Annotated in this window: 19 protein-coding genes; 5 read left to right on the forward strand and 14 right to left on the reverse strand. The window is 68.1% G+C overall.

Annotated features, from left to right (window positions below; translation table 11 throughout):
* Nucleotides 1–42: 42 nt before the first annotated feature.
* Nucleotides 43–516 (reverse strand): YiiD C-terminal domain-containing protein, encoded by a 474-nt coding sequence (locus ABD024_RS15910; protein WP_343855327.1) that lies wholly within the window; start codon nucleotides 514–516, stop codon nucleotides 43–45.
* 90 nt (nucleotides 517–606) lie between these two features.
* On the opposite strand from ABD024_RS15910, the gene ABD024_RS15915 reads away from it, so the two are divergent.
* The 3 genes from ABD024_RS15915 to ABD024_RS15925 are packed head-to-tail and all read left to right on the forward strand — an operon-like array spanning nucleotide 607 to nucleotide 3,839.
* A complete protein-coding gene (locus ABD024_RS15915) occupies nucleotides 607–1,377 on the forward strand; it encodes a uroporphyrinogen-III synthase (protein ID WP_343855328.1) in 771 nt (256 codons plus the stop codon).
* A gap of 57 nt (nucleotides 1,378–1,434) precedes the next feature.
* On the forward strand, nucleotides 1,435–2,586 hold the full coding sequence (locus tag ABD024_RS15920; RefSeq protein ID WP_343855330.1) for a uroporphyrinogen-III C-methyltransferase: 1,152 nt from the start codon (nucleotides 1,435–1,437) through the stop codon (nucleotides 2,584–2,586).
* Nucleotides 2,583–3,839 carry a heme biosynthesis protein HemY gene (locus ABD024_RS15925; protein WP_343855332.1) on the forward strand — a complete coding sequence of 419 codons (1,257 nt, stop codon included), beginning with the start codon at nucleotides 2,583–2,585 and terminating at the stop codon, nucleotides 3,837–3,839. Before ABD024_RS15920 ends, ABD024_RS15925 begins: the two co-directional genes overlap by 4 nt.
* An 8-nt stretch (nucleotides 3,840–3,847) precedes the next feature.
* Here the strand turns inward: ABD024_RS15925 and uvrD are convergent, their stop codons facing one another.
* From uvrD to polA, 3 genes are all read right to left on the reverse strand, one after another.
* Nucleotides 3,848–6,052: a DNA helicase II gene (gene uvrD, locus ABD024_RS15930; RefSeq protein WP_343855335.1), complete on the reverse strand. Its 2,205-nt coding sequence runs from the start codon at nucleotides 6,050–6,052 to the stop codon at nucleotides 3,848–3,850.
* A 70-nt stretch (nucleotides 6,053–6,122) separates the two neighbouring features.
* Nucleotides 6,123–6,344 (reverse strand): hypothetical protein, encoded by a 222-nt coding sequence (locus ABD024_RS15935; protein WP_343855336.1) that lies wholly within the window; start codon nucleotides 6,342–6,344, stop codon nucleotides 6,123–6,125.
* 332 nt (nucleotides 6,345–6,676) lie between these two features.
* A complete protein-coding gene (polA, locus tag ABD024_RS15940) occupies nucleotides 6,677–9,457 on the reverse strand; it encodes a DNA polymerase I (RefSeq protein WP_343855338.1) in 2,781 nt (926 codons plus the stop codon).
* Nucleotides 9,458–9,549: 92 nt separating this feature from the next.
* Here polA and ABD024_RS15945 point away from each other — a divergent pair, with 92 nt between their 5' ends.
* On the forward strand, nucleotides 9,550–10,089 hold the full coding sequence (locus ABD024_RS15945; protein ID WP_343855339.1) for a DUF2782 domain-containing protein: 540 nt from the start codon (nucleotides 9,550–9,552) through the stop codon (nucleotides 10,087–10,089).
* A gap of 76 nt (nucleotides 10,090–10,165) precedes the next feature.
* Nucleotides 10,166–10,597: an EamA family transporter gene (locus tag ABD024_RS15950; protein WP_343855340.1), complete on the forward strand. Its 432-nt coding sequence runs from the start codon at nucleotides 10,166–10,168 to the stop codon at nucleotides 10,595–10,597.
* Here the strand turns inward: ABD024_RS15950 and ABD024_RS15955 are convergent.
* The 10 genes from ABD024_RS15955 to ABD024_RS16000 form a co-directional block, all read right to left on the reverse strand.
* Nucleotides 10,594–11,304: a glutathione S-transferase gene (locus ABD024_RS15955; protein ID WP_343855341.1), complete on the reverse strand. Its 711-nt coding sequence runs from the start codon at nucleotides 11,302–11,304 to the stop codon at nucleotides 10,594–10,596. The genes ABD024_RS15950 and ABD024_RS15955 overlap by 4 nt on opposite strands.
* A gap of 123 nt (nucleotides 11,305–11,427) precedes the next feature.
* Nucleotides 11,428–13,038, reverse strand: a complete 1,611-nt coding sequence (gene purH / locus ABD024_RS15960; protein ID WP_343855342.1) for a bifunctional phosphoribosylaminoimidazolecarboxamide formyltransferase/IMP cyclohydrolase — start codon at nucleotides 13,036–13,038, stop codon at nucleotides 11,428–11,430.
* 82 nt (nucleotides 13,039–13,120) lie between these two features.
* On the reverse strand, nucleotides 13,121–13,444 hold the full coding sequence (locus ABD024_RS15965) for a helix-turn-helix domain-containing protein (protein WP_343855343.1): 324 nt from the start codon (nucleotides 13,442–13,444) through the stop codon (nucleotides 13,121–13,123).
* 156 nt (nucleotides 13,445–13,600) lie between these two features.
* Nucleotides 13,601–14,464, reverse strand: a complete 864-nt coding sequence (locus ABD024_RS15970; RefSeq protein ID WP_343855344.1) for a zinc-ribbon and DUF3426 domain-containing protein — start codon at nucleotides 14,462–14,464, stop codon at nucleotides 13,601–13,603.
* 226 nt (nucleotides 14,465–14,690) lie between these two features.
* The gene (gene prmA, locus ABD024_RS15975; RefSeq protein WP_343855345.1) at nucleotides 14,691–15,590 is read right to left on the reverse strand and encodes a 50S ribosomal protein L11 methyltransferase; all 900 of its coding nucleotides are present in this window, start codon (nucleotides 15,588–15,590) and stop codon (nucleotides 14,691–14,693) included.
* Nucleotides 15,591–15,651: 61 nt separating this feature from the next.
* Nucleotides 15,652–17,028 carry an acetyl-CoA carboxylase biotin carboxylase subunit gene (accC, locus tag ABD024_RS15980; RefSeq protein ID WP_343855346.1) on the reverse strand — a complete coding sequence of 459 codons (1,377 nt, stop codon included), beginning with the start codon at nucleotides 17,026–17,028 and terminating at the stop codon, nucleotides 15,652–15,654.
* A gap of 121 nt (nucleotides 17,029–17,149) precedes the next feature.
* Nucleotides 17,150–17,608: an acetyl-CoA carboxylase biotin carboxyl carrier protein gene (accB, locus tag ABD024_RS15985; protein ID WP_343855348.1), complete on the reverse strand. Its 459-nt coding sequence runs from the start codon at nucleotides 17,606–17,608 to the stop codon at nucleotides 17,150–17,152.
* A gap of 75 nt (nucleotides 17,609–17,683) precedes the next feature.
* The gene (aroQ, locus tag ABD024_RS15990) at nucleotides 17,684–18,136 is read right to left on the reverse strand and encodes a type II 3-dehydroquinate dehydratase (protein WP_343855349.1); all 453 of its coding nucleotides are present in this window, start codon (nucleotides 18,134–18,136) and stop codon (nucleotides 17,684–17,686) included.
* 143 nt (nucleotides 18,137–18,279) lie between these two features.
* Nucleotides 18,280–18,819, reverse strand: a complete 540-nt coding sequence (locus ABD024_RS15995; protein WP_343855350.1) for a TlpA family protein disulfide reductase — start codon at nucleotides 18,817–18,819, stop codon at nucleotides 18,280–18,282.
* Nucleotides 18,819–21,002, reverse strand: a complete 2,184-nt coding sequence (locus tag ABD024_RS16000; protein WP_343855351.1) for a protein-disulfide reductase DsbD family protein — start codon at nucleotides 21,000–21,002, stop codon at nucleotides 18,819–18,821. The genes ABD024_RS15995 and ABD024_RS16000 overlap by 1 nt, the downstream gene beginning before the upstream one ends.
* Nucleotides 21,003–21,059 lie beyond the last annotated feature (57 nt).

A 21,059-nucleotide genomic window follows, 5' to 3' on the forward strand; every position in this document is an offset into this window, starting at 1 on the left:
GATGGATACCCGCCCATTCTGCCTCAAGCGGAAGCGGGCGACTCAGCCGCGGCGTTTGGCGACGAAACGCGCGCTCAGGGTGCAGGCGGGCTTGCCGTGCTCGCCGGGCACCACGCAGTCGACGCCGATGCGCGCCTTGCCGCGTGCGCCGAGCGTGTTGAAGAACGTGTCCCAGCCCGCGTCCACGGCCAGCCGCGCCTCGCTGCGGAAGTCCTGCCACAGCGGCGCCAGGTAGCGCACGCTGGATTCGGCCACGAACACGTCGCAGTCGTGGCCGCGCCGGCGCAGCGCCAGTTCCACCAGCGCCCAGCCGCTCAGGGTCATCAGGCTGACCAGGCTGCCGCCGAACGCGCAGCCCTTGTCGTTGACGTTCGGCGCCAGCGGTGCGCGCAGGCTCAGGCTGGCGTCGTCGCAGTCGGCCAGTTGCAGGTCCATCGCGTGGGCCAGCGGGATTTCGTCACGGATGAACTGGATCAGCTGCTGCGCGTGCGGTGTAGCGTCGTCGGTCGTGCTCACGTGGTCGGGGGTCCGCGGGGAAGGGGAGACCTCCCAGTGTAGGGCCACCGCTACACTGGGGCCATGACAGTGACCGGACGCGGTGCGCGGATGCAGCGACAATCCCCTCGGGACAAGCACGGCCTGCACGGCCGGACCGTGGTGATCACCCGTCCGGCCGGCACCGCGTCGGCGTTGGTGCGCCGGGTGCGCGCGCTCGGTGGTGTTCCGCTGCTGCTGCCGGGCCTGGCCTTGCGTGGCGTGGCCGATGCGGCGGCCACACGCGCCGGCCTGCGCTCAGCGCTGGCGGCCGAATTTATCCTGTTCACCAGCCCCGCCGCGGTGCGTTATGCCGCGGCCCTGTTGCCGCTGCAGACGGTGGCGACCGTGCTGGCGGTGGGCCAGGGCACGGCGCTGGCGTTGCGCCGGCATGGCATCGCCGCGCCGCTGGCGCCGCAGCAGCAGGACAGTGAAGGTCTGCTCGAACATCCCGCGCTGCACGCGCTGCGTGGTCGCCGGGTGGCGCTGATCGGCGCGCCTGGCGGCCGTGGCGTGCTGCGCGAACAGCTCGCCGCACGTGGCGCGCAACTGCACGAGTTGCATGTCTACCGGCGGGTGCCGCCGCGGCTGGACCGGCGCCATGTCGATGCGCTGCTGCAATTGCCAGCCTCGGCGCAGGTGCTGCTGTCCAGCGCCGAGGCGCTGCACAATCTGCAGCAGTTGCTGCCGCCGGCGGCGTGGACCCGACTGTGCGCGGCAACCGCGGTGGTCAGTAGCGAGCGGCTGGCCGCGGCGGCGCGTGCGGCGGGTTTCCGGCGCATCGCCCCGGCCGCCTCGGCGTTGTCGGCGGACTTGCTGGCCGCGGCCATGTCGGCGCACTGAGCGTCCTTCACATCCGCCTGCTACGAACGCGGCCGTATGGGCTGCTAGCATGCGTGCATGAGCAACGTAGACAAGCCGAACGCGTCCACCGCGCCCGAGGGCGCCCGTCCCGATCCCGCTGCGCCCGATGCGGTGCTGATCGAACCGTCGGTGCGCGCGACCCGCACCGCCGCCGCGCGGCCCGCGCCGCGTCCGCGCGGCGGCGGCAGCCTGGCGCTGGCGGTGCTGCTGGCGCTGATCGCGGTGGGTGCTTCCGGTTACATCGGCTGGCGCCAGTGGCAGCAGGAGCAGGGCAGCGCCGCCGACAACCGGAGTGTCGCCAGCCTGCAGCAGCGCGTGGCCACGCTGGAAACCACGCTGATCACCCTGGGCGACCAGCGCAGCAGCCTGAACCAGCGGCTGGACGATGCGGCCCAGGTCAACCGTTCGCTGCGCGAGGAACTGCTCGGCCAGGCCGAGCGCACGCGCCATCTTGAGGACGCGGTGGCCAAGCTCGCCGAGAAGAGCCGGAGCGGCCGCGACGGCATGTTGCTGGACGAGACCGAATCGCTGCTGCGCATGGCCGGCGAACGCTACACATTGTTCCATGATGCGCAGGGCGCGGCTGCCGCATATGCGCTGGCCGACCAGACCCTGGCCGCGGTCAACGACGGCGCCTTCAGCGGCCTGCGTCAAAGCGTCAACGCCGAGCGCGAAGCGCTGGTCAAGAGCCAGCCGGCCAGCCAGGCCGATGCGTTGCAGCAGCTGGTGGCGTTGCGCGGCGATCTGGCCGGCCTGCCGTTGAAGCCGCTCGACAGCCATACCGCCGCGGCCACCGATGCGTGGTCGCGCATTCGCCGCGCGCTGGCCGGCGTGGTCAGCGTGCAGCGCGACAACGGCGCGCCGCTGGCGGTCGCCGATGCACGTTTCGCACGCGAGCTGGCCGCGCTCGACCTGGCCCAGGCGCAGGCTGCGTTGCTGGCCTATGACAGCAAGGGCTATGCGGCCGCGCTGCAGCGAGTGGATGCAGCGCTGGCCAGCCAGTTCGATGGCAGTGCGCCGGCAGTGCAGCAGGTGCGCGCGGCCTTGAAGCAACTCGCCCGCCAGTTGCCGGCGAACGCGCCGGTGCAGCTGGGTGCCGCGCTGACCGAACTGCGCAACTTGCGCGCGGTGCATGCGTTTAGTCCCGCGCCGGCCGGTTCCGCGGTGACGGGCGAGGCCCGGCCATGAGGCTCTGGTACGGGATCGGGTTGCTGGTGGTCGCCGCCGCGCTGGCCGCGTTCGGCTGGCACTGGGTGGCTGAAGATCCCGGTTACGTGTTGCTGCGCCTGCGCGGCTGGCGGGTGGAAACCACGGTGGTCGCGGCGCTGGTCATCCTGCTGCTGGCGTGGGCGCTACTCGCCGTGTTGTGGCGGCTGGCGCGCTGGCCGTTCGGCGCGTTCTCGCGGCGGCACCGGCGGCTCAGTCAGCAGCGTCTTGGTGACGGCCTGATCGCCCTGATGGAAGGCCGCCACGGCGACGCCGAGCGCGACCTCAACCGCGCCTCGCGGCTGGACAGTCTGCGCGGCCCGGCCCTGCTGGCCGCGGCCGAGGCGGCTTCGCGCCGCGGCGAACATGGCCGTGCGCTGGAGGCGCTGGACCAGGCCGCGCAATCCGCACCGCAGGCGGCCCGCGTGCTGCGCGCCCGCGTGCTGCGCCGCGAAGGCAAGTCGGCCGAAGCGCTGGCGCTGCTGGTGCCGGAAGCCGACAAGGGCACGCTGACACCGGGCGGTTGGCGCGAACTGGTGCAGGCGGCCATGGCGAATGGCGATATCCGGCGCGCGCGCGAAGCCCTGGCGCCGTTGCAGAAAAGCGGCGCGCTGGGCAACCGCGCCTATGCCGCGCTGGAAGCACAAGTGCTGGCCGCCACCATTCATGCCGCCGCGGACGGCGCCAGCCTCAACGCGCTGTGGTCGCAGCTGCCGAAGACGCAACGTCGCGTGCCCGCAGTGATCGACGCCTACGCCCGCCGCGCAGCCGCGTTCGGACTGACCCTGCCGGCGATGGACGAAGTGGAATCCGCGCTGCGCCGCGAGTGGTCGCCATTGCTGATTGAAACCTACGGCACCCTGGCCGGCGACGACGTCGAGGCGCGCCTGCGCCGCGCCGAAGGCTGGCTCGATGCGCACCCGAACGACGCGAACCTGCTGCTCACGCTCGGGCGCATGTGCGTGCGGCTGAAACTGTGGGGCAAGGCGCGGCAGTATCTGCAGCGCTCGCTGGCGCTGGCGCCGGGCAGCGCCGCCTGGGAAGCCCTGGGCGATGCGTTCGCCGGCCAGGGCGATGCGGAACAGGCGCAGCGCTGCTATCGCAACGCGCTGGCATCCGCTCGCGGCGACGCGGTCACCCCGCTGGCGCAGACGGCCAGCCCCCTGCAACCCGACACGCAGCCGATCGCGATCGAGGAACGTGACGTGCACGGCGTGCCGCGCCTGCGCGAATAGGTTGCCTGCTACAGCGGGGTCAGGTTCGCGTACGCCGCGACCAGCCACTTGCTGCCGGCAGCTTCGAAGTTCACCTGCAGGCGGGTGTGCGCGCCGCTGCCTTCGGCGCTGATCACCACGCCTTCGCCGAAGCTGGGATGGCTGACACGCTGGCCGAGTTTCACCGGCAGCGATTCCTCCAGCGACGGCGAGATCTCGCGCGGCCGACCGGCGTACAGCGGACGGGTGACGTGGACGCGCGGACGCACTTCGTCGATCAGTTCGGCCGGCATCTCGCCGAGGAAGCGCGACGGCCGGGCCAGCATCTCGGCGCCGTGCATGCGGCGCGATTCGGCATGCGTGACGACGAGTTTCTCGCGGGCGCGTGTGATGCCGACGTAGGCGAGCCGGCGTTCCTCTTCCAGCCGGCCCTCGTCGTCGACCGAGCGCTGGCTGGGGAACAGGCCTTCCTCCATGCCGACCAGGAACACCACCGGAAACTCCAGCCCCTTGGCCGAGTGCAAGGTCATCAGCTGCACGCAGTCGTCCCACGCCTCGCCCTGGTTCTCGCCGGCTTCCAGGGTGGCGTGCGACAGGAACGCGGACAACTCATTGAGGCCAGCGTCGATGTCTTCGGCGGTACGCTCGAAGCGGCTGGCCACGTTGACCAGTTCGTCCAGGTTCTCCACCCGCGACTCGGCGTTGCCGCGCGAGTCTTTTTCGTAGAAGTCGCGCAGGCCGGTGTGGGTGATCGCGTGGTCGATCTGTTCGGCGAGGGTGAGCGCGCCCTTTTCGCCATCGGGTGTGGACGGCTGGAAGGTGTGGGCCATCGTGTCGATCATGCCGAGAAACGCCTTCACTGCATTCTTCGCGCGCCCGGCCAGCTCGCTGCCGCCGCTCAGTTCGGCGAGCACCGCTTCCCACATCGAGATGTTCTCGCCGCGCGCACGGCGGCGCAGCGCGTCCAGCGTGCGGTCGCCAATGCCGCGCGGCGGGGTGTTCACCGCGCGCTCGAACGCGGCGTCGTCGTGGCGGTTCGCGGTGAGCCGCAGGTAGGCCAGCGCGTCCTTGACTTCGGCGCGTTCGAAGAAGCGCTGGCCACCGTAGACGCGGTACTTGATGTTGCGCTGGGCCAGCTGTTCCTCGAAGTTGCGCGACTGCGCGTTCGAGCGATACAGGATCGCGCAATCCTTCGCCTGACCGTGCTCGTCGATGTATTCGCGGATGCGCTCGATCACGAAGCGCGCCTCGTCCTGCTCGTTGTAGGCGGCGTACAGCGCGATGCGTTCGCCGTCGTCGCCGGCCGTCCACAACTCTTTGCCGAGACGGCTGCCGTTGCGCTGGATCACGCTGTTGGCGGCTTTCAGGATGGTCGAGGTGGAGCGGTAGTTCTGTTCCAGCTTGATCGTGCGCGCGCCGGGGAAGTCGCGCAGGAACTGCGCCATGTTCTCCACCTTGGCGCCGCGCCAGCCGTAGATCGACTGGTCGTCATCGCCGACGGCGAAGACTTTCCCGGTGGCGCCGGCGAGCACGCGGATCCACGCGTACTGCAGCGTGTTGGTGTCCTGGAATTCGTCGATCAGCAGGTGCCGCCAGCGCTGCTGGTAGTGCTCCAGCACGGCCGGGTTCTTCAGCCACAGCTCGTGCGCGCGCAGCAGCAACTCACCGAAGTCGACCAGGCCGGCGCGGCGGCAGGCGTCTTCGTAGGCCTTGTAGATGTTCACGAAGGTGTGCGTGACCGGATGGTCGCGATGCTCGATGCCATCCGGCCGCTTGCCCTCGTCCTTCCAGCTGTTGATCTGCCAGCAGGCCTGGCGCGGCGGATACTTCGCGTCGTCCAGACCCAGCCCGGCGACCACACGCTTGACCAGCCGCAGCTGGTCGTCGGAGTCGAGGATCTGGAAGGTTTCCGGCAGCCCCGCTTCGCGCCAGTGCCGGCGCAGCAGGCGATGCGCGATGCCGTGGAAAGTACCGACGGTGAGGCCCTGGGTGCCGCCGGGAATCAGCGCCTCCAGCCGCGCGCGCATCTCGCCGGCGGCCTTGTTGGTGAAGGTGACGGCGAGGATCGCCCACGGCGGCACGCGCTCGGCCTGGGTCAGCCAGCCGATGCGGTGGGTCAGTACACGGGTTTTGCCCGAGCCGGCGCCGGCCAGCACCAGGTAGTGGCCGGGGGGAGCGCAAACGGCTTCGCGCTGGGCTTCGTTGAGCGGGTCGATCAGGTACGAGACATCCATCGCGCCCATTGTAGTGGGCGCAGACGAAAACCGCCGCGGAAGCGGCGGTTTTCGGAGCGGCGGATGCTGCTCAGCGTTTCTTGCTGGCGATGCCGCCGACGATCAGCAGGCCGCCGACCACGATGCCGGCGATGCCGATCCACTGGGGCACGGCCTTGGTGTGGGTGGCTTCGATCTTGGCCGAACCCAGCTGGGCCAGGGTCTCGGTCTGCTTGTAGCTGCCATTGCCTGCAATGACCCAGATGCCGGCGACCAGCAGGATGATGCCGGCGATGAAAAGTCCTGCGCGCATGGATGTTCCCCTCGGTGAATGTGGATCGAGTATGCCGGGTGCCGTCGTGCATGGAATGTACAGGCCGCGCGGATAGCGGGCAAAAAAAGCCCCGGAGGCTAGGGGGAGCCTCCGGGGCGGGGACAGACGCGAAGACCCAGGGGAGAGGTTCGCGCCTGTGGCGGCTCAGGGAGGTGAGCTCGCCGCGGATGCCGTTGCGTGCATCCGTACTGTTAGTGCGTGATTGGCGGAGAAAGTTGCACGATTTCCAAAGAAATTTAAAGACGATTCATTCTCATGAAAAGTTAACCAACAAGTCGTTGTTGCGCAGAGGGTATTCCCCCGACTTGCGTTCAATGCGCCTCGTCCCAGTTCGCGCCCACACCCACATCGACCAGCAGCGGCACCGCCAGTTCCGCGGCGCCGGACATCCGTTCGACCACCGCGGCGCGCACCGCGTCGACCGCGTCGGCGCGCACCTCGAACACCAGTTCGTCGTGCACCTGCATCAGCATGTGGGCGTCGTCGCGATCCTTCAGCCATGCCGCCACCGCGATCATCGCGCGCTTGATGATGTCGGCGGCGCTGCCTTGCATCGGCGCGTTCACCGCGGCGCGCTCGGCGCCCTGGCGCAGGCCCTGGTTGCGCGAGGTGAGGTTCTCGAGGTACAGCCGGCGACCGAAGATGGTCTCGACGTAGCCGTCGCGGTGGGCGCGTTCGCGGGTCGCTTCCATGAACGCATGCACGCCGGGATAGCGGGCGAAGTAGCGCGCCATGTAGTCGCTGGCTTCGCCGCGGTCGACGCCGAGCTGGCGCGCCAGGCCGAACGCGCTCATGCCGTACATCAGGCCGAAGTTGATCGCCTTGGCGGCGCGGCGCTGGTTGGCGCTGACCTCCTCGGGCTTCAGCCCGAATACCTCGGCGGCGGTGGCGCGGTGCACGTCGCCGCCTTCGTGGAATGCCTTGAGCAGGCCTTCGTCGCCGGACAGGTGCGCCATGATGCGCAACTCGATCTGCGAATAGTCCGCCGCCAGCACCTGCCAGCCCGGCGGCGCGATAAACGCCTGGCGGATGCGCCGGCCTTCCTCGGTGCGTACCGGGATGTTCTGCAGGTTCGGATCGGACGAGGAGATCCGCCCGGTGGCCACCGAGCCCTGGTGATAGCTGGTGTGCACGCGACCGGTGCGCGGGTTGACGATGCCGGACAGCTTGTCGGTGTAGGTGGAACGCAACTTGGCCAGGCCGCGGTAGTCGAGGATCAGCCGCGGTAGTTCGTGGCTGTCGGCGATCGCTTCCAGTGCCTCCTCGTTGGTCGATGGCTGGCCGGTCGGCGTCTTCAGTCTTGCCTGCAGGCCAAGCTCGTCGAACAGCACTGCCTGCAGCTGCTTGGGCGAATCGAGGTTGAACTCGCGCCCGGCCAGCGCATACGACTGCTGCTGCAGTTCCAGCATGCGCTTGCCCAGTTGCTGGCTTTGCCGGCGCAGCTCATCGCCGTCGATCAGCACGCCGCGCTGCTCCATCGCGGCCAGCACCGGCACCAGCGGAATCTCGATGTCCTCGTAGACCTTGCGTAGGGCCGGCACGCTCGCGAGCTTGGGCCACAGCGCCCGGTGCAGGCGCAGGGTGATGTCCGAATCCTCGGCGGCGTAGCGGCAGGCGGTGTCCAGATCCACCTGCGAAAAGGAAATCTGCTTCGCGCCCTTGCCGGCGACCTGCTCGTACCTGACCGTCTCGTAGCCGAGGTATTTCTTCGCCAGCGAGTCCATGTCGTGGCGCGTGGCGGTGGCGTTCCACACGTAGGATTCCAGCATCGAGTCGTGCTTCAGGCCCTGCACTACGATGCCGTAGTTGGACAGGATGTTGATGTCGTATTTCGCGTGCTGGCCGAGCTTGGGCCGGGTTGGATCCTCGAGGATGGGCTTCAGCGCGGCGAGCACGGCGTCACGGTCGAGCTGCTTCGGTGCGCCGGGATAATCATGGCCGAGCGGGATGTAGCAGGCCTTGCCCGCCTCCACCGCGAAGCTGATGCCGACGATGTCCGCGCGCATCGCGTCGATGCTGGTGGTCTCGGTGTCGAACGCGATCAGTTCGGCGCTGCGCAGTTTTTCCAGCCACGCGTCGAGCTGCGACTGGGTGGTGATCAGCTCGTATTCGCCGGGAGTCGACAGCGCCGCCGCAGGCGCATCGGCGGTAGCGACGCGCGCGGACGAAACAGCCGTGGCGGGCGGTGTTGCGGATCCCGCATCCCGGTTTCCCACAGCCGCAAGGCCGCTCATCCCGCATCCCGGCTCGGCGGCATCGAGGTCCTTCAGCGCGGCCTTGAACTCATAACGCGTATACAACTCGCGCAGCAGCGTGGTGTCGGCATCGCGCCGGGTCAGCTCGGTGGGGCGGAACTCCAGCGGGACGTCGGTCTTGATCGTCGCCAGCTGGCGCGACAGCGGCAGTTGCGCCAGCGTGGCGCGCAGGCTCTCGCCGATCTTGCCGCCGATCTTGTCGGCGTTCGCGATCACGCCGTCCAGCGTGGCGTATTCGGCCAGCCACTTGGCGGCGGTCTTCGGGCCGCACTTGGGTACGCCGGGAATGTTGTCGATGGCGTCGCCGGTGAGGGCGAGGAAGTCGATGATCTGCTGCGGCATCACGCCGAATTTTTCCTTCACGCCGTCCCGGTCCATCACCGTGCTGGTCATGGTGTTGACCAGGGTGACGTGCGAACCGACCAGCTGGGCCATGTCCTTGTCGCTGGTGGAAACCTCCACCTCGATGCCGAGCGCCTGCGCCTGCAGGGCGAGCGTGCCGATCACGTCGTCGGCCTCGACGCCGGGCACGCGCAGGATCGGGAAGCCCAAGGCGCCGACGATCGCCAGCATCGGTTCGACTTGGGAACGCAGGTCGTCCGGCATCGGCGGCCGGTTCGCCTTGTACTGGGCGTACAACGCGTCGCGGAAGGTAGGGCCGGGGGCGTCGCTGACGAAGGCCAGGTAATCCGGCCGGGCCTTCAGCGTGGCGCGCAGCATGTTGACCACGCCGAACAGCGCGCCGGTGGGTTCACCGCGGGCGTTGCTCAGCGGCGGCAGCGCGTGGAACGCGCGGTACAGGTAGGAGGAGCCGTCGATCAGGATGAGTTTGGCCATTCCTCATTCTCGCATGCACGGCGAAACGTCGCGCTTCACGAAAGCCCGGCAAAGGCGCTGTTATGCTGCCCTCCCCGAACGAGGTTGCTGCCATGAAAACCGCTGCCTTGCTGGTTGTCGCCAGCGTCCTGTTTACGTCGAGTGTGTTGGCGCAGTCCGTTCCGTCGACGAGCGTACCGCCGCCGCCCGGGATCAACGACCCGGGCGTGCAAGCGGTGGAACCGCCGGCCAAGCCGGCCACCAGGCCGGCGGCCACACATCGGTCGGCCCACGCCGCGCCGTCTTCATCCAGTCAACCGCTGAACCTGAAGCCGCAGACACTGCCGGCGATGCATGATGAAGGCAGCGTGCAGAGCGGTCGCAACCAGCCGCCACCGGAAGTGCGGATTCGCCAGGAGGGTGACAACAGCATCCAGGAATACAGCCGCAGCGGTCGCGTCTACATGGTGGTGATCACCCCGAAGAGCGGCATCGCGCAGACCTACATGGTCGATCCGCAGGGCCGGCTGGTCGACGAGCACGGCATGAAGCCGGTGGGACCGGTGATGTACAAGGTGCTGGAGTGGGGCAAGAGCCGGCCGCCGGCCGCGGGATCGAACGAGACGACTCCGGCGGCCGACGGCGGCCACTGAGTCGGGCACTGAACCGCGTTGCCGGCGCCGGCTGCGCTGACGACGCCAAGCCGGTATCCACGCGGAGGGCGGCGCGATGCAACTGCGTGAAAGCTGGCTGCTGTTTGCGTTGGGTTCGGCGCTGTTCGCGGCGCTGACCGCGTTGTTCGGCAAGCTCGGCGTGGTCGGCATCAATTCCAACCTCGCCACCTTCATCCGCACCGTCGTGATCCTGGTCGTCACCGCCGGCATCCTCAGCCTGCGCAACGAGTGGGCCAAGCCCACCGGGTTGCCGCTGCACAGCTGGCTGTTCCTGGTGTTGTCCGGCATCGCCACCGGGCTGTCGTGGCTGTGCTACTACCGCGCGCTGCAGCTGGGGCCGGTGAGCAAGGTGGCGCCGATCGACAAGCTCAGCGTGGCGCTGGCGATCGTGCTGGGTCTGCTGTTCCTGGGCGAACAGCCGAGCTGGCCGCTGCTGGTCGGCGGCGCGCTGATCGTGGCCGGCGCGATGGTGATCGCGCTGTTCTAGGCCGGGTCGTCCAGTTCCGGATAGTGGCGGAAGATGCCGCTCTCGTTGAACGGCAGGCGCCGCGGCGACGCGAGGTAGGCGGCGACGCGCGGTCGTTGCGCCACCCGTTGTTTCAGCGCATGCAGCAGTGGCAGCTTGTGCCCGAGGCGCTGCATGGCATGCGGAAACGCGTACTCCAGCCCACTCATCAGCTGGAACAGCGAAAGGTCGACGTAGGAGTGTCCGTGCAGGGCATGCTGGCCGCCGCCGCGCTCCAGCACCTGCTCGAAATAGTCCAGGTACTTCGGCAGCCGCGTCTCGCGCAGGTCGGCTGCACGACGCCGCGCCTCGACGCGTTGGTCCTCGTAGTACAGGCTGGCGGCGATCGGGTGGTGCGAGTCATGTACCTCGGCGACGAGATCGCCGAGGGTCAGCTGCAGCTGGTGCGCATACAAGCGCCGGCTCTCGCTCTCCGGCACCAGGCCGAGCGGCGGGCCGAGGTACTGCAGGATGTTCGCGGTTTGTGCGATCAGCAGCCGGCCGGCCTTGAGGAACGGTGGCGCGAACGGCAACGCGCCTTCGTGGACGCCATCGAGGTAACGCACGATGGCGTCGTCGCCCTGTATGCGCGCCACGTCGTCGTAGTCGGCGCCGGCATCTTCCAGCGCCAGCCGCACGAATTCGCCGCGGCCCTGGATGCCGGTCCAGTAATACAGCTCGTAATGCATGGCCGTTTCCCCGGACTCGACTTGATGCTGGCACGTGCGACTTCTACGGGACGTGTAGGAGCGCACCCAGTGCGCGACCGCTTTCCATCATGGGACGAAGAGCACTGCGCTACGTGGCGGGGCTCAATGCCGGAAGTGGCGCATCCCGGTGAACACCATCGCCATGTCGTGCTCGTCGGCGGCGGCGATCACTTCGGCGTCGCGCATCGAGCCGCCGGGCTGGATCACCGCGCTGATGCCTGCTTCGGCGGCCGCATCGATGCCGTCGCGGAACGGGAAGAACGCATCGCTGGCCATCACCGAGCCGCGCACCTCGAGCTTCTCGTCGGCCGCCTTGATGCCGGCGATCTTCGCGCTGTACACGCGGCTCATCTGGCCCGCGCCGATGCCGATGGTCTGGCGGTTGTGGGCGTAGACGATGGCGTTGGACTTGACGAACTTGGCCACCTTCCAGGCGAAGATCAGGTCGTGGATCTGCGCCTCGGTGGGCGCGCGGCGGGTGACCACCTTGAGGTCGTCGGCCGTGATCATGCCGGTATCGGCGCTCTGGATCAGCAGGCCCGAACCCACGCGCTTGGAACTGTTGCCGGGGTGCGCGGCCAGCAGGTTGCCGTCGGTCGGCAGCGGGATGACCAGCACGCGCACGTTGCCCTTCTTGTGGAACGCCTTCAGCGCGTCGTCCGCATAGCCCGGCGCCAGCACCACCTCGACGAACTGGCGCTCGACGATCGCGCGCGCGGTGGCGCCATCGACCTCGCGGTTGAACGCGATGATGCCGCCGAACGCGGAGGTGGGATCGGTCTGGAAGGCCAGGTCGTACGCCATGCCGATGCCGTCCAGGCTCACCGCCACGCCGCACGGGTTGGCGTGCTTGACGATCACGCAAGCCGGCTTCTTGAAGCTGCGCACGCACTCCCATGCCGCGTCGGCGTCGGCGATGTTGTTGAACGACAGCTCCTTGCCCTGCAACTGGCGGAAGGTGGCCAGCGTGCCCGGCGCCGGGTACAGGTCGCGGTAGAACGCCGCCTGCTGGTGCGGGTTCTCGCCGTAGCGCAGGTCCATCAGCTTCACGAAGCGGCCGTTGACCTGGCCCGGGAAGGTGGCGTGGCCGGCGATCGCATCCTGTGCATCGTTGAGTTGCAGCCCCGACAGGTAGTCGCTGATCGCGCCGTCGTAACTGGATACGTTGTTGAACGCGGCCACGGCGAGCTTGAAGCGCGTCGCACGGGTGAGGCCGCCGTGCTGTTCGATCTCGGCCAGCGCATCGGCGTATTGATCCGGCGAGGTGAGTACGCCGACGTCGCTCCAGTTCTTCGCCGCCGAGCGCAGCATCGCCGGGCCGCCGATGTCGATGTTCTCGATCGCCTGCTCCAGCGTGCAACCGGGTTTCGCCACGGTGGCTTCGAACGGATACAGATTCAGCACCAGCAGGTCGATCGGCGCGATGCCGAGTTCGGCCATCACCTTGTCGTCGATGCCGCGGCGGCCGAGCAGGCCGCCGTGCACTTTCGGATGCAGCGTCTTCACGCGGCCGTCCATGATCTCGGGAAAACCGGTGAGGTCGCTGACCTCGGTGACCGCGATGCCGGCCTCGCGCAGTGCCTTCGCGCTGCCGCCGGTGGAGAGCAGCTCGATGCCCCTGGCGGCGAGGCGCCGGCCCAGATCGATCAAGCCGGCCTTGTCGGAGACGCTGAGCAGGGCACGACGGACCGGGACGAGCTGGGGAGCGGACATGAGCGGGTTTCCAGAAGGGGAAAGCCGCTCATTATAGCCGCCCGGATGGTGAGCGGCTTTCGTACGGATGCGCGGGGGTGGGTTACAGCAGGCCGTGCGCAGCCAGCTTCTTGCGCAAGGTGGCGCGGTTAATGCCCAGCGCGCTGGCAGCGCGGCTCTGGTTGCCGTCATGGAACGCCAGCACCTCGCGCAGCAACGGCACTTCGACTTCGCGCAGCACCAGTGCATGCAGACCCTCGGCGCATTCGGTGTCGCCGATGTCGGCAAGGTAGCGGCGCACCGTGCGGGTGACGCATTCGCCCAGCGCGCTCTGGCCTTGGGAGCCGGCGCCAGGCGAACCCGCGCTCTGCGACGAGGTCTGTTTTGCGGCCTCGGCAGCAGGCAGTCTTACGGCATTCACGGACATTTTCCCTCACGTACGAAGCGACGACTGCATGGGCCGCTGCTCATGGTTATGACTGATCTTGCAGGTCGCGGCGTGTATCGCATGCCGTCCGGCATGTCAGCGCGAGGGGTCGAGTCTACCCGCGTGGACGGATAATTTTAAGTACCGGGGGCGTCGTTATTCGAAACCGATCTCGAACGCCACCGCCTTGTCGCCCGGGTCCTCCACTTCCAGCAGCAGCACGGCGCTGCCGCCAGGCGCCAGGCCATGGCGCAGGATCGCATCGTCGTCCAGGTACTCGGTCGGCTGCAGTCGGCGCATCGCGATGCGCTGGCCCTGTGCGTTCGACAAGGTGATCGTCAGCACCGGCCAGGGCTGCGCGAACGTGGCGTCGTTGCGCACGCTGGCGCTGATCATCAGCGCGCCGGCGACGCTGGGATGCGCCTGCACGTTGCTGGCCAGCAGGCGCAGTTGCTGCGGCGCGGCGACGCGCGGCAGCTCGCAGCCGAGCACGGCACAGCTGCCGCGCAGCCAGCCGCCCACGGCGGGATGGCGGATCAGGTCGTCGCGCTTGGCCCAGGCCAGCTGGACGACGAGCAGCAGCGCGAGCAGCAGGCACGCCACGACCCACGGCCAGCGCTGTTCGCCGGATGATTGCAGGTGCCGCCGCCGCTCGCGTCGGGTCGATCGTTTGTGCTGGCGTGTCTGTGGCTCGCGGGCAAAACGCGGCGCGAAGACCAGCTGCGAGAAGTCCTCGATGGCGGGCCTGGGAGTGGCCGCCGTCACCATCTCGTGGGCGACAACCACCGCCGGCGGATCGGGCCGCGGCCGATAGACCACCAGGTCGAGCAGTGGCGGTTCGAACGCGGGCTCGTTGATCGGCAGTTCGGCGAACGGTTCCGGCGGCAGCTGTTCGGCCAGCGTGGCGAGGCTGTCGAAGCTGGCCTCGCAATGTCCGCACACGACATGGCCGTGCGCTTTCGCTAGCGTCTGCGCATCCAGCGAAAACACGGACAGGCATTCGGGGCATTGTGTGTACATGCAGGCCGCTTTGAATCGGTGTCCGGCAAGCTTAGCAGGGTGATCGCGCCGGCAAACCGGCGGGCCGGTGGCCTCAGAGCTTGTGAATAAATCCACATCCTGTGGATTTATTCAGTCGCGAGTCCGGCGCATGTCCGTACTCGCTCCCGCGAAACAGACACTTGCGTGTCTGCTTCGCGCTCCGGCCATCCCTGGCCGGGCTGAGAGGCTGTTATGTCACAGCCTCTCAGCTGCGGCGACGCCCGCTGATGCGCACCCAGTCCTCGCGGCTGTCCACGCGCAACTCGTCGAACCATTCGGCGTAGCGCTGCAGCAGTTCGTCCTGCTGGCCGGCGAGGATGCCGGAGATCGCGAACGGCGCCCCGGGGTTCGCCGCCGCGGCGAAAGTGGGCGCCAGCTCGCCGAGCGGGCCAGCGAGGATGTTGGCGATGAATACGTCGGCTGCCGGGGCGTCGACGTCCTCCGGCAGGAACAGCGCGAGCCGGTCGGCCACGCCGTTGCGTTCGGCGTTGTCCGCCGACGCGGTCAGTGCCTGCGGGTCGTTGTCGACGCCGACCGCACTGGCGGCGCCAAGCTTCAGCGCGGCGATCGCCAGGATGCCCGAGCCGCAGCCGTAATCGGTGATGGTCTTGCCGGCAAGCTCGAGGCCGTCCAGCCATTCCAGGCACAGCGCGGTCGTGGGATGGGTGCCGCTGCCGAAGGCGAGACCGGGATCGAGGCGCACCACCACGAGGTCATCGTCGACGGGAGGCTCGATGTTCCACGGATAGATCCACAGCCGACGGCCGAACGGCATCGGCTTGAACTGGTCCATCCACGCGCGCTCCCAGTCCTGGTCGGCGATCTCGGCGAAGCTCAGCTGGTCGGGTTCCAGCCATGGCAACAGCTCGCCCAGCGCGGCGCTGAGGCCGCGCCGGTCGGCGTGCTCGTCGAACAGCGCGTGCAGCGTGATCGTCGGCCACAACGGCAGCTCGCCCACGCCCGGTTCGAAGATCGCCTGCTCGTCCGGCGTCTGTGCATTGGCGTCCTGCAAGGTGATCGACAGCGCGCCGAGATCGTCCAGCGCTTCCTCCGCCCCGGGCTGCTGCTCGGTGCGGACGATCAGGGAGAGTTCGAGAAAAGGCATGGGCGAGAAGTGAGTGATGAGGAGTGAGAAATACGGTGTGGGTGACGCGCTTGCTCGTTTCTCACTGCTCCCCACTCGTTGCCGCACTTTTTTCTTTCTGTTCGGCCATCCGCTTCTCGAGGTAGTGGATGTTCTGGCCGCCATGGTGGAAACCGGCATCGGCCATGATCCGCTGCTGCAGCGGGATGTTGCACTTGACGCCTTCGATCACCGTCTCGGCCAGCGCCAGGCGCATGCGCGCGATCGCGGTTTCGCGGTCGGGGCCGTGCACGATCAGCTTGCCGATCATCGAATCGTAGTTCGGCGGGATGCGGTAGCCATCGTACAGGTGCGTGTCCACGCGCACGCCGGGGCCGCCGGGCGCCTCGAAGCGCTTCACCGTACCGGGGCTGGGCATGAAGGTGTCCGGGTCCTCGGCGTTGATGCGGCACTCGATCGCGTGACCGTGGATGACGATGTCTTCCTGCCTGAGCGTGAGCTTCTCGCCGCCGGCGATCAGCAACTGCTCGCGCACCAGGTCGACGCCGGTGATCCACTCGGTCACCGGGTGCTCGACCTGGATGCGGGTGTTCATCTCGATGAAGTAGAAGCGGCCGTTCTCGTACAGGAACTCGAACGTGCCGGCGCCGCGGTAGTTGATGCGCAGGCAGGCGTCGACGCAGACCTTGCCGATTGCCGCGCGCTGCTCGGGTGTGATGCCCGGCGCCGGCGCTTCCTCGACCACTTTCTGGTGGCGGCGCTGCATCGAGCAGTCGCGTTCGCCGAGATGGATCGCGTTGCCCTGGCCGTCGGCGAGCACCTGGATTTCCACGTGGCGCGGATTCTCCAGGAACTTCTCCATGTACACCTGTTCGTTGCCGAACGCGGCCTTGGCCTCGGCCTTGGTCATGGTGATGGCATTGCCCAGGTGCGCTTCGGTGCGCACCACGCGCATGCCGCGGCCGCCGCCGCCGCCGGCGGCCTTGATGATCACCGGGTAGCCGATCTCGCGGGCGATCTTGATATTGGTGTCGACGTCCTCGCCCAGCGGGCCGCCGGAACCGGGCACGCACGGCACCCCCGCCGCCTTCATCGCGCGGATCGCCTCGACCTTGTCGCCCATCAGGCGGATCACATCGGCAGTGGGGCCGATGAAGACGAAGCCGGACTGCTCCACCTGCTCGGCGAAGTCGGCGCGCTCGGACAGGAAGCCGTAGCCGGGGTGGATCGCCTGGGCGTCGGTGATCTCGGCCGCCGCGATGATCCGCGGAATGTTGAGGTAGCTGTCGGTCGACGGCCCGGGGCCGATGCAGATCGACTCGTCGGCGAGGCCGACGTGCTTCAGGTTGCGATCCACGGTGGAGTGCACCGCCACGGTCTTGATGCCCAGACTGTGGCAGGCGCGCAAGACACGCAGCGCGATTTCGCCGCGGTTGGCGATAACGACTTTTTCTAGCATGGGAGCTCCAAGGAGCGGGGAACGGGGAACGGGGAACGGGGAGCGGAAAGATCAAAAGCGCGATACCGCAGCTCCTGGCTTTTTCGTTCCCCGTTCCCCGTTCCCCGTTCCCGCTCAATCATCAGGCAATCACGAACATGGGTTCGTCGAATTCCACCGGCTGGCCGTTCTCGACCAGGATGGCCTGCACGGTGCCGGCCACGTCGGCCTCGATCTGGTTGAACATCTTCATCGCCTCGATGATGCCCAGCGTCTCGCCAGCCTTGACCTGCTGGCCGACCTTGACGAAGGCCGGCGTGCCAGGGGTGGCCGAGGCGTAGAAGGTGCCGACCATCGGCGCCTTCACCACGTGGCCTGCCGGCAGCGCATTCGCGACGGGCGCCTCGACGACGGCCGCGGGCGCAGCAGCGACCGGGGCGGCGGCCACGGCGATCGGGGCCGCCGGTGCAGCGGCGACCGGCGCGGTGCTCTTCGGTACGCGCGACAGGCGGACGACTTCCTCGCCCTCCTTGATTTCCAGTTCGGCGAGGTTGGATTCCTCGAGCAAGTCGATCAGCTTCTTGATTTTGCGCAAATCCATCGGATCAGCCTTTGGTCAGTCGTGCCACCGCTTGGGTGGCCGGGGGTGAATGGGGTGGCCGCGCGGCCGGAGGCGTCAGGGCGCGGTGCTTGCCTGCAACCGTTGCAGCGCCGCGTCCAGCGCCAGCCGGTAACTGTCGCCGCCGAAGCCGCAGATCACGCCGAGCGCGATGTCGGACAGGTACGAGTGATGGCGGAACGGCTCGCGGGCGAACACGTTCGACAGGTGCACTTCGATAAACGGGATCGCCGTCGCGGCGAACGCGTCGCGCAGCGCGATGCTGGTGTGGGTGAACGCGCCGGCATTGCACAGGATCATCGCGGTGCGGTCGTCGCGGCCCTGATGGATGCGTCCGACCAGCTCGTGCTCGGCATTGGACTGGAACCAGACCAACTCGTGCCCCGCCGCCTGCGCCCGCTCGGCCAGCTGCTGGTTGATGTCGGCCAGCGTCTCGCGGCCGTAGATCTGCGGCTCGCGTGCACCCAGCAGGTTGAGGTTGGGTCCATGCAGGACCAGGATCTTCGCCACGAAACCGTCCAGCCAACGTCCGGAGGTCCCGGAACCCGGCGCAGTGTGCGCGCAGTCGGGAATCTTGTCCAGTTCGCCGCAGATCGGCGATGTTTGACGGAGAAGTGCCGGGTTTCCGTGCGTAAGCGTATGTCGACGCTGAGTTAGCGCTGCTCGTGCCCCGGCGCCAGCCACTGTTTCAGCTGCGCCGCAGACAGTGGACCGGCATGTGTCGCCAAAATGCGCCCATCGGCACCGATCAGCACGCTATAGGGGAGAACCTGATGGATATTGCCCAACTGCAACGACGTGCTTGGCGGGCTCATCTGGCCGATCAAGATCGGGTAATTCACTGGATGTGCGGCTAAAAATGCCCGAACGTGAGCGGGCTCGTCCATCGCAATACCGACCACGATCGGCGCATGTTCGCCGAACTTTTCCTGTGCCAAGGTCAGCGCCGGCATCTCGGCCAGGCAGGGTACGCACCAGCTGGCCCAGAAATTCATCAGCACCCGGCGGCCACGATAGTCGCTCAACAGGTGTGGCTTGCCGTCGAGGTCTGGCAGGCTGATTGCCGGCAGCGGCTGGCCGATCAGGGCCGGTTCCGCAGGTGCCGGTGACCGACCGTGATGTTGCGCATAGCCGCCGAGCGCAGCGGCCAGCACCGCCAGGCCGAGAATCAGCCAGTTGCTGCGGCTCAGCATCAGCGCGCCGCTTCCGTCAGCGCCTGCTCGACGATCGAGCGGGTCAGCACGGTGGACAATTGTTTGCCGGGGCCGCCGTTCCTCGGGAACACCACGTACAACGGCACGCCGGGCGAATGGTATTGCTGCAGGAACGCGCTGATGGCCGGGTTGACGTCGGTCCAGTCACCCTTCATGTAGACCGCGCCGGTGCGCTGCAGCAGGTCGCGGAACGCCTGCGTGTCCAGCACCGCGTGCTCGTTCGCCTTGCAGGTGACGCACCAGTCGGCGGTCATGTCGACAAAAACCGGCGTGCCAGCCGCGCGCAGTTCGGCGAGTTTTTCCGGGCTGTAGGCAACCACGCCTTCCTCGGCCACGGCCGTACTCGACGGCGGCGGCACGTGGGCGAGCAGGTACATCGGCACCAGGGTGGCGAGCGCCAGCACCATCACGGCAATCTTGCTGGACGTGCCGCGCGAGCGGCTGCGCTCGAACCACCACAGCGTCATCGCCAGCAGCACCATCGCCACCAGCACCAGGCCGACCGCGTCGGCGCCGCGCTGGTTCGCCAGCACCCACACCAGCCACGCCGCGGTGAGATACATCGGGAACGCCAGCACCTGCTTCAGCGTTTCCATCCAGCGCCCCGGTTTCGGCAGCAGGCGCGCCAGCGCCGGTACGAAGCCGATCAGCAGAAACGGCAGCGCCAGTCCGACGCCCAGCGCCAGGAACACCAGCAGCGCGGACAGCATCGGCGCGGCGAACGCATACGCCAGCGCGCTGCCCATGAACGGCGCCGTGCACGGGCTGGCCACCACCACCGCCAGCACGCCGGTGAAGAAGTCGCCGGCCGGACCGGAGCGTGCGGCGAGGCCGGCGCCGGTATTGCCCAGCGAGGCGCCAAACTGCACCACGCCGGACATCGACAGGCCGACCGCCAGCATCACGCAGGCCAGCGCGCCGACCAGCAACGGCTGCTGCAGCTGCGAACCCCAGCCCAGCGCATGCCCGGCCGCGCGCAGGGCGAGGATGCCCAGCCCCAGCGCGGTGAAGCTGCACAGCACGCCGGCGGTATAGAACAAGGCATGCCGACGCGCCGTGGCGCGGCTCTCGCCGCTCTCCAGCACGCTGACCGCCTTGATCGACAGCACCGGCAGCACGCATGGCATCAGGTTCAGCACCAGGCCACCGCCCAGCGCGAGCAGCAACGCGGCGATCAGGCTGACCCGCAGCGGACCGCCGGCGAGATCGGCCGGCGGCAGTTCCGGCGCCGCGGCGCCGGACGTCACGGCATCGCTGCCCAGGTCGATATCCACCGCGCGCGTCATCAGCGGATAGCACAGGCCGCCGTCCTGGCAACCCTGGAAGCTTGCCTGCAGGGTGAGCTGTCTGCGGCCGGCCAGATCGCCTTCCAGCGTCACCGGCAGCTCGACCTGGTCGAAGTACACGGTGACGTCGCCGTAGTGTTCGTCGTGATGCGCGGTGCCGGCCGGCCACGCGGGTTTCAGCGTGAGGCCGGCGGCATCCTTGAGCGTCAGCGTGGTCTGGTCGCGATACAGGTAGTAACCCTTCGGCATCGTCCAGCGCAGCAGCAACTGCTGCGGACCCTGCGCCAGCGCCTCGAAGCGGAATGCCTGCTCGGCCGGCAGCGGTGCGCCGATCGTGGCGGTGACCGTGTTGCTGCCGAGCCGGTTCAGCGCCGCGCCCAGTGCGTTGCCGGCCGCCGGCGTCACTGTGGCACCGGCGTTGGCCGGCAACGGCAGGTCCAGCTTCTCGGTATGTGGCGGGTAGCAGATCTTCGGGTCGACCTCGTGGCAACCCTGGTACTGCACGCTCAATTGCAGCCGCGTGGTGCCGGTGGCGACGGTGTACGGGATGCTGGCGTCGACGCCGTGGTGGTAGGTCTCCACGTCGCCGAGGTATTCGTCGTGGTGCTTCTCGCCGTCGGGCAGTTGCGCCTCGCCCAAGGTGACGCCGTCGCCGCCCTTGAACTTCATGCGGCCGCGGTAGAGGTAGTAGTCCGGCGCGATCGTCCAGTGCAGCTTCAGCACGCCCGGCGCGGAAGTGTCGGCACTCAGCTTGTACGCCTCGGTCACCGGCAGCAGGTCGGCGGTGTCCTGGGCGAACACCGGCAGCGCACCAAGCAGCAGGCTCAGCCAGACAAGCAGGCGAACGGCCATCCGGCCGGTAGACAACGGTCGCATCACGACTCCAGCGGCGAAAACCCGGGGGACAGGGAAGTTGGCATTATGGCCCAGTCT

It is taken from the genome of Rhodanobacter soli, from assembly GCF_039523495.1.
GTDB classification, from domain to species: domain Bacteria; phylum Pseudomonadota; class Gammaproteobacteria; order Xanthomonadales; family Rhodanobacteraceae; genus Rhodanobacter; species Rhodanobacter soli.

Coding starts and splice junctions, on each gene's coding strand:
- uvrD (WP_343855335.1), bottom strand. CDS start 6,052: ATGGATGTCTCGTACCTGATCGACCCGCTCAACGAAGCCCAGCGCGAA.
- ABD024_RS15955 (WP_343855341.1), bottom strand. CDS start 11,304: ATGCATTACGAGCTGTATTACTGGACCGGCATCCAGGGCCGCGGCGAA.
- ABD024_RS15945 (WP_343855339.1), top strand. CDS start 9,550: ATGAAAACCGCTGCCTTGCTGGTTGTCGCCAGCGTCCTGTTTACGTCG.
- purH (WP_343855342.1), bottom strand. CDS start 13,038: ATGTCCGCTCCCCAGCTCGTCCCGGTCCGTCGTGCCCTGCTCAGCGTC.
- ABD024_RS15950 (WP_343855340.1), top strand. CDS start 10,166: ATGCAACTGCGTGAAAGCTGGCTGCTGTTTGCGTTGGGTTCGGCGCTG.
- accC (WP_343855346.1), bottom strand. CDS start 17,028: ATGCTAGAAAAAGTCGTTATCGCCAACCGCGGCGAAATCGCGCTGCGT.
- ABD024_RS15965 (WP_343855343.1), bottom strand. CDS start 13,444: ATGTCCGTGAATGCCGTAAGACTGCCTGCTGCCGAGGCCGCAAAACAG.
- ABD024_RS15915 (WP_343855328.1), top strand. CDS start 607: ATGCAGCGACAATCCCCTCGGGACAAGCACGGCCTGCACGGCCGGACC.
- ABD024_RS15970 (WP_343855344.1), bottom strand. CDS start 14,464: ATGTACACACAATGCCCCGAATGCCTGTCCGTGTTTTCGCTGGATGCG.
- polA (WP_343855338.1), bottom strand. CDS start 9,457: ATGGCCAAACTCATCCTGATCGACGGCTCCTCCTACCTGTACCGCGCG.
- ABD024_RS15925 (WP_343855332.1), top strand. CDS start 2,583: ATGAGGCTCTGGTACGGGATCGGGTTGCTGGTGGTCGCCGCCGCGCTG.
- ABD024_RS15920 (WP_343855330.1), top strand. CDS start 1,435: ATGAGCAACGTAGACAAGCCGAACGCGTCCACCGCGCCCGAGGGCGCC.
- prmA (WP_343855345.1), bottom strand. CDS start 15,590: ATGCCTTTTCTCGAACTCTCCCTGATCGTCCGCACCGAGCAGCAGCCC.
- ABD024_RS16000 (WP_343855351.1), bottom strand. CDS start 21,002: ATGCGACCGTTGTCTACCGGCCGGATGGCCGTTCGCCTGCTTGTCTGG.
- accB (WP_343855348.1), bottom strand. CDS start 17,608: ATGGATTTGCGCAAAATCAAGAAGCTGATCGACTTGCTCGAGGAATCC.
- ABD024_RS15995 (WP_343855350.1), bottom strand. CDS start 18,819: ATGCTGAGCCGCAGCAACTGGCTGATTCTCGGCCTGGCGGTGCTGGCC.
- ABD024_RS15935 (WP_343855336.1), bottom strand. CDS start 6,344: ATGCGCGCAGGACTTTTCATCGCCGGCATCATCCTGCTGGTCGCCGGC.